This is a genomic window from Dyadobacter endophyticus (genome assembly GCF_014641595.1).
Taxonomy (GTDB): domain Bacteria; phylum Bacteroidota; class Bacteroidia; order Cytophagales; family Spirosomataceae; genus Dyadobacter; species Dyadobacter endophyticus.
Genome location: NZ_BMIA01000004.1, coordinates 12604 through 27657, shown reverse-complemented (window position 1 = coordinate 27657; position 15054 = coordinate 12604). Strand labels below are relative to the sequence as shown.

Here is a 15054-nt window from a genome sequence, read left to right as displayed (position 1 = left end):
GTATTAGCAAAGTTCGTGCTACCCCGCAATGCAGCCATTGCAATAAACGATCGGATCCTTGCAAATATCAAACAACAAAAGGGGCACCTTGCAGCGCCCCTTTCCTGATGGCAAGATATCATTATAAAGACCTGAATGCAGATGGCGAGACCTCTGTATGCTTCCGGAAAAAGTTGTTGAAGTGGGCCGGCTCTTCAAAACCCAGCGAGTAACCGATTTCGGCGATGCTCCAATTCGTATGTTTGAGCAGCGCCTTTGCTTCGCTGACCAGCCTAGTGGCAATCAGGGCAGATGTGGTCTTACCGGTTGTTTCCTTTACGGCGCGGTTCAAATGGTTGATATGCACGTAGAGCTGGTCTGCGAAATCCTTCGGAGAGCGCATCGTAAATCGCTGATCGGTCGAATCGATCGGGAACTGCCTTTCCAGCAGCTCCGAGAAAATCGAAGTGATCCTCGCATTGGCGTTGACCTGGTGGTGAAGTGTTTCGGTAGCGTCCATTTTTAGTGCAGAGTGAATCAGCTCTGTAACGTAGCTAACCAACAGGTCCTGCTTGAAACGGTAATCCGAGCCTATTTCGTCGATCATCTTCTGAAAGATCCCGCTGACAAAATCCTTCTGCTGCTCGTCCAGGATATAAGAAGGTTTGCCGCCAATGGCAAACATGGGCAGCTCACCGAGGTTACTCCTGAGCTTTTCCATAAAAAACGCTTCTTTGAAAATACAGAAGTAGCCCGCGTTCCCCTCGGCAAGCGTCTCCCACCGGTAAGGGACATTCGGGTTAAAAAATATCAGCGACGTACCCTTTACATGCAAGGTTTTGTCGGCATAATGGAAAAGATTATCGCCGTTGATCAGGCTGATTTTATAAAAATCCCTTCGCGCGTAGGGTACAGTGACCTGCCCTTGCGGGTTGACACTGTCTTCCACCACGAAAACATTGAAATCACCGATCTCGCGTTGAATGTTTGCCGGCGTTCCTGAAAATTTGTGCTGGTAAAACTCTTCAAGTGTTTCTGTACTAGCCATAGTTTTTGGATACCTTTGAGAATATGTAAAGATACACAATGCAGCCAGCCGCTCAGGTGCCGCCACCTCCGTTTCTTAGCCCACAATGGATAATTTGGACTACATAATTGCGCATCAGGTCCAGCTTATGGGCATATTCGGAAGTTAGTTCGGCAAGAAGCAGTTCAAAGATCCGGCTTACCGCAGCTGCCTGTACCCCACTCAGCTGGACTCTCCCTTTGTATTTAGCCGTAAATATGGAAAGCCGTTCGATACGTCGGGCCAGCTTTTCGGGCATAAAAAACGGCGTGAATGCGCAGTAAAAGCCCTGCCGTCCCGCGAGTGAGCAGCTGCCAGCCTGCAGGGATTGCCCACTGGTAAAAAGCAGATGACCGGAGTCTTCCAGGTGCAGGATCACCCAATAACCGAGCAGTTGCCCCGCTGCAAATGGGTCTTCGGCAGCGAGGCGTTCGATCCGCCCGGCGTGGATATTGGTGGCGGTAGCTTCCATATCAATGAGCTGGTCTTATTTCTGTTTGTAAAGCACCATCCCGGCATGGTACAAAATACCATCCCGAAATTCCCCATCGGCCGTAAAGCCGGTGTCGTCCTTGTAGTCAATATGATCCCCCGTGACTTTGTAGGAGCCCTGATAAGCGCTTTCATGTTTGCCCCTGGCTTCATCGTACCGGTTCTCGGGGAGCAGGTTATGGCGTATGTACCCGTCGGCTGTTACCCACATGCCGATATATTCTTTACTTTCCTGCATTGTTTGTATGGTTTTCATAGCGGTTGGTTGGTTCGATTTACATTGAATGAGTAGGATCGTCAGGGTGGCCAATATGCCCGACCTGACAAGTAATCCATGCAGTTCTCATCTTTGCTATTCGTTTAAGTGGTTAAATTTTTGATATAGCAAAGGTATATTGGCCTGACAGCAGCAGGTTAGCAGCAAAGAAACAGCTTCTTGCGTAAATCAAACATTGATTCAATTTGCCAGGAATATCAGCGAATTTCTTTCCGCAAACTTCTTCCAGGCCGGCTGCGTACAAAACGAATTACATTTAAACACGCATTAGACGATGTTTTTTTGAACCATACAGATAGTCTGGATTCATCGTAGCAAGAATTCAGAAAAATCACCGAAGTACACTTTAACGACTGTCTCTTTAGACTCACAAACGGACCAATACGAGCCACCCTCAAAATTGAAACTGAGTAGTGAAACGTAATGGGCTTCTTTATTTTGCACACATCCTTTTCAGATTGGCCAGGTATTTCATGGTTGCGGAGGGAGACAAATCGTCTTCACGACAGACTATAAACCAAATACTTAATTACCCGTAACATTCGTTCTCCCCGAATTCACCCCTTGGGTCGGAACCCGGAATGGTGGAAAAAAGCAAAAGCCCGTAAATCAGTTTTACGGGCTTTTGAAAGATTTGATTATTACTCTGGTGGAGATGCGGGGAGTCGAACGGCTTTCCTATTCCATATGATTATCAAGCAATTATACCAAGATATAAAAATCTGCTCACCGAAGTGCTCACTAGATTGAGCCGACATACAATAATACTCAATCCTATGCGAATGATAAAGGAATAAATCGAATTTCGAATACAAAAAGAGTTCAGATCTGCTTATCGCTGAATAACCCACCAAGGTTGAACATATGGTTGCATATCCAAACTCTCACACCAAAGTTATCACCAATCCGCTAGAAATAATAGTCGGCTATATATACCTCGTTACCCAAAGAGTCGTTCAAGACACCCTAAGAACTGCAAGGTTTTTCCAGGATGACACATCGACAAAGGAAACTAGTATTCCATCGCCTTTAAAGGAGCCCATGTTTTAGACTAAATGTTTGAGCTGCGTCTTGAGCGATGCTTTATTCGAACGGGTAGGAAAATCTCCTTGCATTATTTCCAAACGAAGGTGATCGCTCAACTGCGTGATGCTGGGGTGCTGATTGCAAGTAGCTCGCGTGGTTACAAGCTACCGGCGAGCGAGTCTGACCTCTATGATTTTGTGACCCATAGTAATGCGATTATTGAGCCAATGCTGTCAAGGGTAAAACGTTTTCGCGATCAGATTAACACGGCTACGACCGGCGAGATTGTATCTTAGCACAAGAGGAATATTCATTGATCTGGAAGGTTGTTGTCGACTATTAAGATGTATCACAAATGACATACAAACCAATATCTCAATTGCTTTACGACGAACGGGCATGCAAGATAATTTTTGAGCTGGTCACTACTGGTTGCGGACCAACCCAATTTGGTCATGCTGAAGATTCTGAGCTTGGCTATCTAACCTTATGGGAAAAGTATGGCAGTGGAAGCACCCGACACATCCACATCATGCATGACGGGTTAATCGAACACTATTATGGTGACCAGCTCGAACCACTCGGGAATATTTTTGAACTCGTCGACCAAATACGAATGCTCGGTTATTCAGCTTAAAATCTTTCGTCTACATATCCAAAGCTTTAAAGCACTTGCTCAAATAGTCCCGATAACAGGCAGTCTGATTTAGGGACAGATAAAGACCCGTCTTTTTATCCAGAACAGACTACCGCACCGCAACTATTAAGCAAAGACGTGACAATGAAGCAACTGACGGACATCAGCTATTGTGGAGATTTGCTTGAAGAATGGCAACTGGTCGATGTTACACGTTTTCATTTCTCAACCGCTTTTACGCACAATTCCTCTATATCGGCTTACAATGGTGTCCATTTGAAGCGGATTGCCATTTAAGGAATGATCAAAAAAAACATCTAACAGGCTGACGGTGGACAGATGGGTTCTTCTTGATACTTGACCAAGGCCAAAGATATGTGCAGCTAACAAGCGTGCAGGTGGCGACAACAATAGCGGCACATCTGTAAAACTGTAATGATCGGCATTAGACAATTCGTACCGGTAGCCACCGCCAAATGTTTTAAATAGTAACTGATTACCTGCTTCATATCTGGCGAAACGAGCTGTGTCACTTTTATTACTTTCTACCAGCAGGAAGGGACGGGGAATAGTTGATTCAGGTAAGCCGCCATACAAAGTGCCGTCTATGTTGACCGCTGCTTTGATTCTTGAATCATAGGCCATTGCGGCCGCACCGGTAGCGCCCCCCAGGGAATGTCCGGCGATACCAATCCGATTCAAGTCAAGCGAAGCGAAAAAGGAGTCGATCGAAGAATTTCTATGCTCCAGTTGATTGAGCACGAATTGCACATCGGCAACACGGATGTCGAGCCGGTTTTTCATGAAACCAAGTCGGTCCGGAGCGCCCGGCTGAAAGTTTTCGATCGTTGTGGCTAGTTTACCGTTGACCAGTTGCGTAATTGCTGATTCATAGGGGTGGTCAAGACATAAAACGACGTAACCATGACTCGCAAGACCGGCGGCAAAGCTGGTATAGAAGGCTCGGGCTGCCCCATAGCCTGGTAGAAAGAGAATGACAGGCCATTTATTGCCAGTCTTAGCCGTTGGTGCATTCAGTATTCCATAGGTGTTAATTTGATCGTAGTGATCCATTAAAAAGCTTGGTAGAACATTCACATTTGGTGGTAGCCTATGTAAGCCATCCAGGTAAGGTGCATGCGTACCGCCTGTCTTCCCCCCGGCCGGATACCAGGCCTGAACTATAACATTTCTCAGGTCAGAAGAGTCTTTGGTTATTTGTTCAACTCTGGTTGAATCTACCCAGCGAAAAATTTGGGTTCCAACGGCATAATCACCGGAAGGCGCAATTAGAGTGGGAACAGGCAAAAAGATACTCCATGGTATTAAGGCGGCAACCAGCAACACGACCAAGACAATACGCATCAGTTTTTTACGCAACGTTTTGCTAACGAACACGGTGATCAAAACGCACATTTGCAAGTAGGCAGGCAAGTATTGCCAATAGAAGCCCTTCCAAAAGAGTTGAAATGCTAACAGCAACGACAACAAAGAAATTGATATTGCAAGTACTTTATTCGCCCGATTTAAACGGTGTATTGAATAAGCGCTAGTCATTATCAGTAAAATTAAAATCAAGACATCTAAGCCATTCATCCGTGATAACAGGGGTTAAAAACAAGGCTGAAACTAGCCTCCTGGTAAGCCACGAGATCAATAAAAAGTATGAAAGGCATAATAAAGGATATAATCGGAGGACGCCTCTAAAAGCTGCCAATTGCGTAGTTAACTTTTCTGATAATCCTAAGGCATCTCCTAAGTGCGAGGAGTACGACAAATGTTGCATCAAAGGAAAGAAATGTTGTATATCAATGCATTAAGAAAGTAAAAGACCGTATTTAGTCTACTTTGAGGAATAGGCAACGTGCCCCAGTACCACATACGGTTTCAATGAACACACCTCGCTCACCTTTCCATCGCCTTAACATCGACACGTTCGCTCGTCATGCACAACAGGCAGGCCATTTAATGAAGAACCATATCGCAATCATGCTGGTAATTGCAGGATTGTTGAATATGTCACCTTCTTGCGCCCAAAATCAACGGCCCGACAGCCTGCTGAGAGTGCTTTCAAGGCATCGGGGACACGATTCGGTACGTGTGAACCTTTACCTCAAACTGAGTCATTACTACTTCGGTGTGGATCAAACGGAGTCATCTGCATATGCACGAGATGCAATTATGCTGGCCGCCAAACGCGGATATGCCTATGGTGAGGCACGTGCGCATAACCAATTGGCGCTTATTCACAGCCTGGCCAACGAAGCGGAACTCGCTATTGCGTGCGCATTACGGGCCGAGTCTATCGCCGAGCGGAACGGCTTCCGGGCACTGACGGGCGAAAGCTACCGGGTAATGGGCCTCACCTATCTGGATCAGGAGGATTTTGCAAAGGCAGGCAACTTTTATCGTAAGGCAGAAATGCGCGCGCGTGAAATGGGCAACAAGGTATTGCTCGCTAAAACATTGAACGGCGAAGGTGGAATGCGTATCCGGCAGAAAGATCGACCCGGCGCGCTGAAATACTACCTCGAAAGCTTAAAAATAGCGCGGGAGATAGGGATGTCATTTTATATGGCACTGATCCTTTCGAACATAGGGGAAATATATCTGAGCGGTGATCCGGCAGACCTGGACAATGCCAGTCAGTATTTTACGCAGGCGTTGGAAAGTGCACGCATAAGTGGAAACAAGAACGGCGAGACGAATGCACTGGCTAACCTGGGAAAGGTATACATGCTGCAGGGTAAGCTGGCCGAAAGCGAGACGCTGCTGCTGCAATCATTGAAAATGTCTGACCAGATGGGTATCCGCATTACCTCGCAGCGGACCTACATGAAGTTAGTGGATCTTAGCCTCCGCCAATACAACTACAAAAAAGCCAGCGAGTATATCCAAAAATATTATGCGGTGCGAAACTACCTTATGAACGATGAGCGGACGAAAGAAATGGCCCGGCTGGAAGAGAAATACCAATCCGAAAAGCGCGAGCAACAGATTCAGCTATTGAAACAGGAAAAGCGATTTGAGACTGCCTCGAAAAACTTCTGGATAATCGGCTCGGCATTCCTGCTATTAGCCGCAACGGCAATATATCTGCTGCAACAGTCGCGAAACAAGAAAGCGCGCCAGGTGATGACGATTCAAAAGACCTTGATCGCCGAAATGGAAGAGATGGACCTGATGAAATCTCGATTCTTCGCCAATATCTCACACGAATTCCGTACGCCGCTTTCGCTGATAGCTGCGCCATTGGAAGAACTTACAAAAGAAGTAGGGTCATCCGGGCAGATCAACCTGAATTTGATCAAACGCAATGCAAACAGATTACTTGAACTTGTAAATCAACTACTTGACCTCTCCAAATTTGAGGCGGGCAAAATGGAGATAATTGTGTCCATGGGAGAGCTTGGGCAGTGGTTACGGGTTTTCATTGCCTCCTTCGAATCTCTGGCCGAAGCCAGGAAAATCAACTTTCAAACCACCATCGATGTACCTGAGGGAATGTTCGCATTTGATCAGGACAAGCTTGAAAAAATACTGACGAACCTGCTGGGAAATGCATTCAAATTCACTTCGTCAGGGGATACGGTGCAGCTGTCGGTGCAGGTCACAAATGATGAAGGCGACCTTGAAGTAGTGGTGAGCGATACCGGGTCCGGTATCCCCGAGAAAGATCTGCCACATATCTTCTCCCCATTCTTTCAATCACAGCACATTACCAGCGACGGGCAGCCCGGCACGGGGCTTGGCCTGGCGCTTGTCAATGAAATCGTAAAACTCTACCGGGGACTCCTCCACGTGCAAAGCCGCGAGCACGAAGGCACAACGCTGACGGTTCAGTTACCCTTAGAAGTAGGTAAACTGACATTCGCCCGTTTTGCTTCTGAGCCGATACCTCCTATTTTAGCGGCCAGCCAAATGCACGACGAAGCCGTTCTACGGGATGAAATAATGGGCCCCGTCACAACAGAAGCAACGATTCTGGTCGTAGAAGATAACCGGGAACTGCGCGAATTTATTGCTCGTGCGTTTCCAAATCGATACAAAGTGCTCACCGCCGAAAATGGCGAGATAGGCTTACAAGTTGCAACTGAACAAGTACCGGACGTGATTATTTCAGATGTAATGATGCCAGGAATAGACGGTATCCAGTTAACCGAGTGCGTTCGCCAGCAGGAGGTGACATGCCATATTCCAGTACTACTATTGACGGCCCGATCGGACGGTGAGTCGCGCATGAGAGGGCTCCTTACTGGCGCGGACGACTACCTTTCGAAACCATTTTCCACAGATGAACTGCGAGTGCGTGTGTTGAATATGATAAGCCAACGCAAGCGCCTGGCCCAAAAATTTCAGAAAGAACTTGTCACGCCGTCTCCCGCAGACACGATCCCATCCATAGACGACAAGTTCTTGATACGCTTACGGGAAACCGTTAGCGAGCACCTGGCCGATCCGGTATTCGGGGTAGAACAACTGGCAGCTGAAATGTGCCTGAGCAGAACCCAATTGTTCCGCAAGGTGAAAGCGCTGCTGGATACCACGCCTGTTGATCTCATCAATGACATTCGCCTTCAACGGGCCGCGGTTTTGATTCGGTCACGAGCTGATACGCTCACCCAGATCAGCTACTCCGTCGGTTTCAGAGAACAGTCGTACTTCGCCAAAAAATTTCGGGTAAAATTTGGCGTTTCACCGCGTGAATACGCCAATTCGTGATATCACGCACCTAATCTATTCTTGATTGCAACATTATTGGTATCCAGCCCAAGCTCATGGAAATAGTTTTGTGCCACAATCCGCAGTCCACTCGGGGCTGGGTAATTCACACAATTCAATTAACCATGAAAATTTTTAACAAACTGTTGCTTGGGCTGGCTACACTGGCCCTACCGATTTATTCATGTGAAGACCACGTGCCCTCGGGTGGTGACCCGGTAGAAGTACCGGGCCCGCCGGAAGGGATAATTTTTGCATTAGCAGAAAATAACCTGCTGTATGAGCTCGATGTCAGCAACCCCTCGCAGCCAAGGCAGGTCATTAAAATTGAAACCCAATACCCAAAGGAAAAAGTCATCTCCATCGACTTCCGGCCTGCTACCGGGCAGCTTAATGCTTTAACAGACCATGGGACGCTTTACGCAGTAAACGTAAATACAAACCGGATCAGCCGCCCGAACCCGGTAAACCCCGCGCCGCAACCAGCCGAAAAGCCGGCAGTCCTTCCTTACTTACCGTTTGATTTCGACCCCGTTTCCGATGAAATCCGTTTAATTGCATTTGGAGCAATTATCCGGTACGAATCCGAGACTTTCAAAATTGTCGAAGGCAGCGGACGACCGGCGAGTGACCAGTTGTTGTACGTGGAAGAAATCGCTTTCGGGAGCAATTATTCCGGGGCTAAAAGCGCAGCACTGTTCGGTCTGGATCCTACGCATGACAAACTAGTGCGCTTCAATGCCGAACAGGTTAACACCGTCGAAACCTCGCTCGACCTGGGAAAAGACATCACTTCCGTTGGCGGTTTCGATATTTCGCCCCGTACCAGCAAATACAAAGAGTACGGCTTTGCCGCAGTACAGGTAGACGGCCGGTGGGAACTGGATGTGCTCGACCTGAGCAATGGTAGATCACGCAAGTTGGGCAACTTGCCAGACGGAGATAAATTTATCGGCATTGCGGTACCAACACCGGTAGCTTATGCACTCACGGCTGACAACCATCTGATTTCTTTCAATCCAACATACGGAGCAGACAAAGCGCCCGGTTTGATAGTAGATAAAACCATAACCGGCTTGCCTGCAAATGTGAAACTGCTCGGCCTGGATTTTTCGGTTGAAGTAACACCCAGGTTGTATGCGTTGGCAAGCAATAGCAAAATTTATCGCATCAATCAAGTGACCGGCGCGGCAACTGAGAAGTCCACATTGTCGATGCCGCTGGAACTCACCAACGATCCCGCGTTCGCGCTGGATTTTGACCCGGTAGACAACAAGCTAATGGTCGCCAACACGACGAAACATGCATTTAAGGTAGATATTAATACCGGTCAGGTATCCGAATTCGGGGCGCTGACAGCCGGCGACCAACCTTTCGGACCGAGCGGCATCGCTTTCAGCAACAGCCAGGTAGGCGTTCCCGAAGGCTCCGCCAAACTATTCGCGATCGACGGTGAAACGAAGAAGTTGCATGAGCGGATTGGTCGGAAAGAATGTAAGGAAGTGGGCGACCTTTCCACCGGTTTTGATAAATACAACGGCTTCGACATAGGCGGTACCCCTGACGAATTCGGTTTTGCATTACTGACCGACCAGGGCAAAACCACCCTGTGGCGCATGAGCCTTGAAACCGGCGTCAGCGATCCCGTTACCACAATCCCCTACAAAATTGTTGGCTTTACGTTGGGAGCATATTTAAATACAATCACTGAAATTTAATCCAAGAGCACATTTAAGCCATGCGTATATCCATGCTCTGCATTCGCATCGCGGCCGCTTTCTTGGTCGCCATCCTGATAAACTCCTGCCAGGATCACGAAGGTCCGGTCGATACCGGCCAGTTTCCCCGTTCCCTCGACGAAAGGATTTTTTACGCGCTCACTGACGATAACCTAATCTACGAACTTGACGTGGCTCGTCCGCTCGCCTCCTCGCGGATATTGCGGGTGGTAACCAGGGATGCCGACGAAAAAATCATCGCAATCGACTTTCGACCCGCTACCGGACAGCTCTACGCGTTGGGCCGATCAGGCACATTCTATGCCGTCAATCTGGATTTAAATACAAATGGGAAACCCACGGTTGTGAATGTGAAAACGGAAGTGGAAGCTGACTTTTCGGCCAATACCTTTGGTTTCGATTTCAACCCGGTAACCGACCGTCCGCGGCTGGTGACTGACAAAGGGGAGAATCTGAGCCTGGACCCCTACACCGGGTCACTGGATAACCGTTCAAATCCAGTACGCGGACGGGCTACACCAAACGTTCATGCCATTGCCTATTCAAACAATTATTCGGGCGCCTTGGAAACAACGCTCTACGGCATTGATCCCGTCGCTGACCAGCTCGTGCGCTACAAGGGTGCAGATGCAGGGCAAGTGGAAATGGTGGGAAGACTAGATGCAGATATCACCGAAGTAGGCGGTTTTGATATTTCTCCCAGGACCAGTCGGTCCCCGGAATATGGCATCGCTTCTGTCCGCCGGGGCGACCGGTGGGAAATCGATTATGTGCATTTGGCGTCGGGCAGGCTGCAAAAGATCAGCGACGCTCCTGCTGGAAACATTATCGGCATCGCGGTTCCAACGACTGTGGCGTATGCAGTAAGTAGCTCAGGTAAGCTGCTTGCATTCAACCCGCTCGACCGCGTGGAGCGTGACCCGGCGAAGCTGATTTCGGCCAAAAACATCACCGGATTGGCACCGGGGGACAGCATTCTCGGAATGGATTTTTCGGTCGATCGGTCAACATTTTATGCCTTGTCAAGCGACAGCAAAATCTACCGGCTCGATCCTGCAACAGGCAAAGCAATCTTCGCCAGAGATTTACCTGTAAAGCTAAATCTCGCTGCTACGGGTGCATTCGGCTTTGACATCGAGCCATTCAGCCAGCGCGCGCATGTGGTAACAGGCATTTTTCAACGATTTTATGCCCGGCCAGATATATCGGATTTCCGTTCTCTGAACGCGTTCATTTACAACGGAAGAATGCAGGGAATAGACGGCCTGGCATACAGCAACAACCAATCCAACTTGCCACGTCAGACCGCTTCGACGCTTTACGGGATCGACAGCCAGTCGCGCAACCTATTCAAACTGGACACTGTATACAATGAGCTAAATTTGGTGGGCCAGCTGGATCTGGCGTTCGACAAGTTCAACGGCTTTGACATCGGAGGCATGGCTGAGCTGGGCTACGGTGCCTTTAAAGTCAACGGGAAAACGCGGATTTACGAGATCCTTCTTGATGACGGAACCATTATCAGGGAAGTTTCTGAACTGCCTTATGATGTCCGGGCATTCGCATTGGGGCGATATTTATACAACAACATTCCATAATATACCTAACTAATCGTAACACGTTCAATTGCATGGCCGCGAGGTATGTCAGCGGCTTTTGCAGTTTTGACATATCAGTAATTACATAAAGTAGGAAAGGCCACTATAAAACACGAAAAGAGGGACAATGCGTTGGATACGCATTGTCCTTTTGCATTTGACGTATATTGGCCCCCGGAAACCTTGTTATTTTTCGATAATGGCCATCAGTACTGGCCAGAGTTCTTCGCGGTACTTCTTCCGGAAAATCCCCGTGTGCCCCACCTTACCCCGCGTATGTTCCCGAACGGAGAGTTTGAATATCTGGTGCGGTGAATTCGGGAAGAACCCCATCATGAGCGGGACGGTTTTGTCGTTGGCAATGAAATCGTCGCTCATGTACACTGCGGTAATGGGCCTGGTAAAGTGCACAAACTGACCGGCATCGAGCAGCTGCGTCAGGCTCCCGCGGAAGTATGAGCGGTTGAGGCACCAGGTGCGCCATTCCAGCAGCATATTGCGCGGCAGGTTTTCGCCCCACCCTATTTTATTCATCACGCCATAACCGTAAACTTTCACCATCAACGGCCCTACAAAATACCATAGCGCCCAGATCAGCCAACGCCACGGCAGCGGGAAATACCTCCAGTAACCCAGCGCGGAATTGACCGACACAACTTTGGCAATGTGTTCGGCATGGTCCACAAACCCTACGAGTTGCGCGCCTACGCTGTGCCCCAGCCAGATAATTTCTTTCAAACCTTTCTCATGCACGAGGTAATCCACCACAGCATTCATATCCTTGGTGCCCCATTCGTGCATGTAGGCGTCCATCGTGCGCAGGTCGGCAGGTGCGGAACCGCCGATGCCACGGTAATCGAACAGCAGCACATGGTAGCCCTGCCCGACAAGAAAACCTGCAAAATGGATGTAAAATTCTTTCTTGACACCGGTAGCGGAGCTGATCACGATGGACCCCCTGCATTCCTGGTCGGGTGAGGCGTACAATGCGCTGAGCTGATAGCCATCGGACGCTGTGATTGTAAGTTTTTCCATGACAATGTTTTTTTTAAAAACGGATCAAAAACGGGTCACGAAAATAGGCTGGCAGCCCGGAAACGAGCTAATACAAATGTTACAAGAAAGGATAAGGATGTGCCATCAAGCTAATTCGGTGGAATACAGATCGTTGTATAACTTACATTATGTTAAATAACAGAGTTAGTACTATCCTCTTAAAAAACTAAGCAACTGATCGAGCAAAGCAGTCAGCTGAGTTATGAGCGCATCATGTCCAGAATCTTTGCCAATTTCAAAGGCAGCACCCAACAGGTGTCAACATACCTGAAAAGACTGGGGGAAGACAAAATCGGGCTGATTGCCGAAGTGTTGCCCAGGACAACGGCCCCGCCGGCGCAGAGCACGCCCGGAAGTGGCTGTAAAAAGACACAGCTAAAAAATGCGATGGAGCTGGCCGGGTACCGGCAGCAACTGCGGGGGCAAGGGCTGGATACAGGGAAAAATAGAGGAATTGGTTTAGATATGTAGAAAATGTCTATATAGCATTTTCTGTGTGATTCTTACTTCTCACCACTAAAGGTGTTTTTTTGTACCGTTTTAGCCAGTTCAAAAAGAAATTGATATATTGCATATGTATTAACATGCCAACGGAACCCTCTTAATTGATAGTAATATTTAACAAAAAAATAAGTTATTATGAAAATTAAGAATGTTCTATTTTTTCTAGGAGTTTCACTTCTCGGTTCATGTACTGATGACATTGATCCAGCGGTAGAAACAATACGTGTTTATAGCGGCTTTGAAGCAGAACGAGAGAAGGCATTCCCGAACCTGTATAATTATTATGTTGCTAGCTCAAAGAGTAAGGAGTATTACGAAGTAATTTCCAAAGGTGATTTTATACTAAATTATTACCCAAAAGGGCAGCTTTTAACCATATGTGCTGATCAAGGAAGTGGTTGGCTAAGTCAATACAAGGATATTGACGAATCAGACTTGAAAAAGTTTGTTGACGACGGAATAACATTTGATCAAGTGTCGAGATTCGGCACCCTAGATAACGATTTGGATAGTTCATACAATTCAATATTAATTGAAACAGACCCTTTCATTGAGGTAAAAACAAATGGGGAGCCTCGATAAAAATCCGCATCAAAAAAATGGCGCTCGTTTGAGCGCCATTTTTTGTAATTGTCTTATAATCAGTTGAATATTATTGCAGACGAACTAGATATTGCTGAACTCCTGTTTGTAAATCAAACAACTTGTTCCAGACATAATCACTATCGCCTCCATGTGGTGCTAAAATTTGTGCACGAGTATGGACGGTACTAGCATCTGCCTTACCTTTCATATTATTAATGATATCTTCAAAAGATGGCATTGATCTAAATGGGCCAATTCCCCAGCTGGTTTCCTCTTTCATCCAAGTCCTTGCAGCCATATTGTTAAAGAGGTCCATTGCCGACGCATCGGTTCTAATTTGATTGCCATTATCATCCTGTTCATGTTTTGAAGTTCCATCCTGTGTAAAATCTACTGCTTGATTTTCACTTGCCGGTGCGCCTTTGAGTATATATCTAATTGAAAGCGCATTCCAAATCGCATGTTTAAATGCATTATTGCTTTCGTTATCAGCATCTCTTTGATAAACTACAACAGTCCAGTGGTTTGATTCCTGTGCAGCAAACGAGTAATGCTGCCCGTAACCTGGATTGGCAATCAAGTGATTTCGCTCCGGCACCGTTAAAGTTTCAGGAGAGATACCTCCTAGGGTTCTCTTGTTAACATTATTGCTCTCAAAAGTTATTACATCTTCGATTAGATCTGGCTTTATAAGTGTTTGATAGTAATCGTAGATTATTTCCTTTTTACTATTAGCATCTTCAGCAGTTTTTATTTCGGGGAAATCGACGAAGATCCTTTTTAAATCTTGTTCAGAGAAGTCTTTTTCATAGCTAACATCAGGTATGCTTGAAGTGTGTCTCTTTAAAATCTCAAGTAAACTTTCATAAGTAAGATTAGTTTCATCTGAGGCTGTTCGCAAGGAGCTTTTTTTCGAAATGCCTTGAAAATACCGGTCAAATTCTTCCTGAGATTGGCTAAGTAGCTCTTTGGGGAAATTTGAGGGAATTATCGCTTTTTCTCCTCTAAAGTCAACGACGACCTTTTTGGAGACTTCGGGTTCATTTGTTGTGCCGACTTCCGGGTCATTACAAGATGCGATACCGAATGCCAACGTTGTAAAAAAGAATGCTGTCCTTAGTGTTTTTTTCATGTCTACAGTTTGTTCGTTTAGGTAAAAGTATGTTATATATGGTTACATATTAAGCGCTTCGAGGTTATGGTAGCGTTATTTTCGACCAATAGTCACAATTACTCGACGAACAGTTACATACCAGTAGACGAATGATATTTATTGATTAACCGGCATAGATTGAAAAAAAAGCGGAAAAATCTAACCTTATCTTTTGACCAGCGGGAAGCAAAAGCAGCATTAAATCCAAAAAACCCCGGTG

Annotated in this window: 12 protein-coding genes; 6 read left to right on the top strand and 6 right to left on the bottom strand. The window is 46.9% G+C overall.

Annotated features, from left to right (window positions below; all coding sequences use genetic code 11):
- Window positions 1–121: 121 nt before the first annotated feature.
- From IEY24_RS24830 to IEY24_RS24820, 3 genes are read right to left on the bottom strand one after another with little or no spacing between them, the layout of a single operon-like run.
- Window positions 122–1027 carry a helix-turn-helix domain-containing protein gene (locus tag IEY24_RS24830; RefSeq protein WP_188937463.1) on the bottom strand — a complete coding sequence of 302 codons (906 nt, stop codon included), beginning with the start codon at window positions 1025–1027 and terminating at the stop codon, window positions 122–124.
- Window positions 1028–1079: 52 nt separating this feature from the next.
- Window positions 1080–1517, bottom strand: a complete 438-nt coding sequence (locus IEY24_RS24825) for a hypothetical protein (RefSeq protein ID WP_188937462.1) — start codon at window positions 1515–1517, stop codon at window positions 1080–1082.
- 15 nt (window positions 1518–1532) lie between these two features.
- Window positions 1533–1793, bottom strand: a complete 261-nt coding sequence (locus IEY24_RS24820; RefSeq protein ID WP_229223075.1) for an Atu4866 domain-containing protein — start codon at window positions 1791–1793, stop codon at window positions 1533–1535.
- Window positions 1794–3219: 1426 nt separating this feature from the next.
- On the opposite strand from IEY24_RS24820, the gene IEY24_RS32835 reads away from it, so the two are divergent.
- Window positions 3220–3477, top strand: coding sequence for a hypothetical protein (locus IEY24_RS32835; RefSeq protein ID WP_229223054.1), 258 nt, complete (start codon window positions 3220–3222; stop codon window positions 3475–3477).
- Window positions 3478–3702: 225 nt separating this feature from the next.
- Here the strand turns inward: IEY24_RS32835 and IEY24_RS24815 are convergent, their stop codons facing one another.
- On the bottom strand, window positions 3703–5073 hold the full coding sequence (locus IEY24_RS24815) for an alpha/beta hydrolase family protein (protein WP_188937460.1): 1371 nt from the start codon (window positions 5071–5073) through the stop codon (window positions 3703–3705).
- A gap of 294 nt (window positions 5074–5367) precedes the next feature.
- Here IEY24_RS24815 and IEY24_RS24810 point away from each other — a divergent pair, with 294 nt between their 5' ends.
- The 3 genes from IEY24_RS24810 to IEY24_RS24800 all read left to right on the top strand — a co-directional run bounded on the left by IEY24_RS24810 (window position 5368) and on the right by IEY24_RS24800 (window position 11536).
- The gene (locus tag IEY24_RS24810; protein WP_229223052.1) at window positions 5368–8199 is read left to right on the top strand and encodes a hybrid sensor histidine kinase/response regulator transcription factor; all 2832 of its coding nucleotides are present in this window, start codon (window positions 5368–5370) and stop codon (window positions 8197–8199) included.
- Window positions 8200–8324: 125 nt separating this feature from the next.
- Window positions 8325–9917, top strand: coding sequence for a DUF4394 domain-containing protein (locus tag IEY24_RS24805; protein ID WP_188937455.1), 1593 nt, complete (start codon window positions 8325–8327; stop codon window positions 9915–9917).
- A 20-nt stretch (window positions 9918–9937) separates the two neighbouring features.
- Entirely contained in the window at window positions 9938–11536 is a 1599-nt protein-coding gene (locus IEY24_RS24800) for a DUF4394 domain-containing protein (protein ID WP_188937449.1), read from the top strand.
- Window positions 11537–11722: 186 nt separating this feature from the next.
- On the opposite strand, the gene IEY24_RS24795 is transcribed toward IEY24_RS24800, so the two are convergent.
- Window positions 11723–12571, bottom strand: coding sequence for an alpha/beta hydrolase family protein (locus IEY24_RS24795; protein ID WP_188937441.1), 849 nt, complete (start codon window positions 12569–12571; stop codon window positions 11723–11725).
- Between the two features lie 234 nt (window positions 12572–12805).
- Between IEY24_RS24795 and IEY24_RS24790 the strand changes: the two genes are divergently transcribed.
- The gene (locus tag IEY24_RS24790) at window positions 12806–13063 is read left to right on the top strand and encodes a hypothetical protein (protein ID WP_188937439.1); all 258 of its coding nucleotides are present in this window, start codon (window positions 12806–12808) and stop codon (window positions 13061–13063) included.
- A gap of 168 nt (window positions 13064–13231) precedes the next feature.
- Window positions 13232–13678, top strand: a complete 447-nt coding sequence (locus IEY24_RS24785) for a hypothetical protein (protein ID WP_188937438.1) — start codon at window positions 13232–13234, stop codon at window positions 13676–13678.
- 70 nt (window positions 13679–13748) lie between these two features.
- On the opposite strand, the gene IEY24_RS24780 is transcribed toward IEY24_RS24785, so the two are convergent.
- Window positions 13749–14813, bottom strand: a complete 1065-nt coding sequence (locus tag IEY24_RS24780) for a DUF6973 domain-containing protein (RefSeq protein WP_188937437.1) — start codon at window positions 14811–14813, stop codon at window positions 13749–13751.
- Between the last annotated feature and the right edge of the window lie 241 nt (window positions 14814–15054).

Excerpts from the sequence above, each read along its gene's own strand:
- IEY24_RS24830 (WP_188937463.1), bottom strand. The coding sequence starts at position 1,027 with ATGGCTAGTACAGAAACACTTGAAGAGTTTTACCAGCACAAATTTTCA.
- IEY24_RS24825 (WP_188937462.1), bottom strand. The coding sequence starts at position 1,517 with ATGGAAGCTACCGCCACCAATATCCACGCCGGGCGGATCGAACGCCTC.
- IEY24_RS24820 (WP_229223075.1), bottom strand. The coding sequence starts at position 1,793 with ATGAAAACCATACAAACAATGCAGGAAAGTAAAGAATATATCGGCATG.
- IEY24_RS24815 (WP_188937460.1), bottom strand. The coding sequence starts at position 5,073 with ATGAATGGCTTAGATGTCTTGATTTTAATTTTACTGATAATGACTAGC.
- IEY24_RS24810 (WP_229223052.1), top strand. The coding sequence starts at position 5,368 with ATGAACACACCTCGCTCACCTTTCCATCGCCTTAACATCGACACGTTC.
- IEY24_RS24805 (WP_188937455.1), top strand. The coding sequence starts at position 8,325 with ATGAAAATTTTTAACAAACTGTTGCTTGGGCTGGCTACACTGGCCCTA.
- IEY24_RS24800 (WP_188937449.1), top strand. The coding sequence starts at position 9,938 with ATGCGTATATCCATGCTCTGCATTCGCATCGCGGCCGCTTTCTTGGTC.
- IEY24_RS24795 (WP_188937441.1), bottom strand. The coding sequence starts at position 12,571 with ATGGAAAAACTTACAATCACAGCGTCCGATGGCTATCAGCTCAGCGCA.
- IEY24_RS24790 (WP_188937439.1), top strand. The coding sequence starts at position 12,806 with ATGTCCAGAATCTTTGCCAATTTCAAAGGCAGCACCCAACAGGTGTCA.
- IEY24_RS24785 (WP_188937438.1), top strand. The coding sequence starts at position 13,232 with ATGAAAATTAAGAATGTTCTATTTTTTCTAGGAGTTTCACTTCTCGGT.
- IEY24_RS24780 (WP_188937437.1), bottom strand. The coding sequence starts at position 14,813 with ATGAAAAAAACACTAAGGACAGCATTCTTTTTTACAACGTTGGCATTC.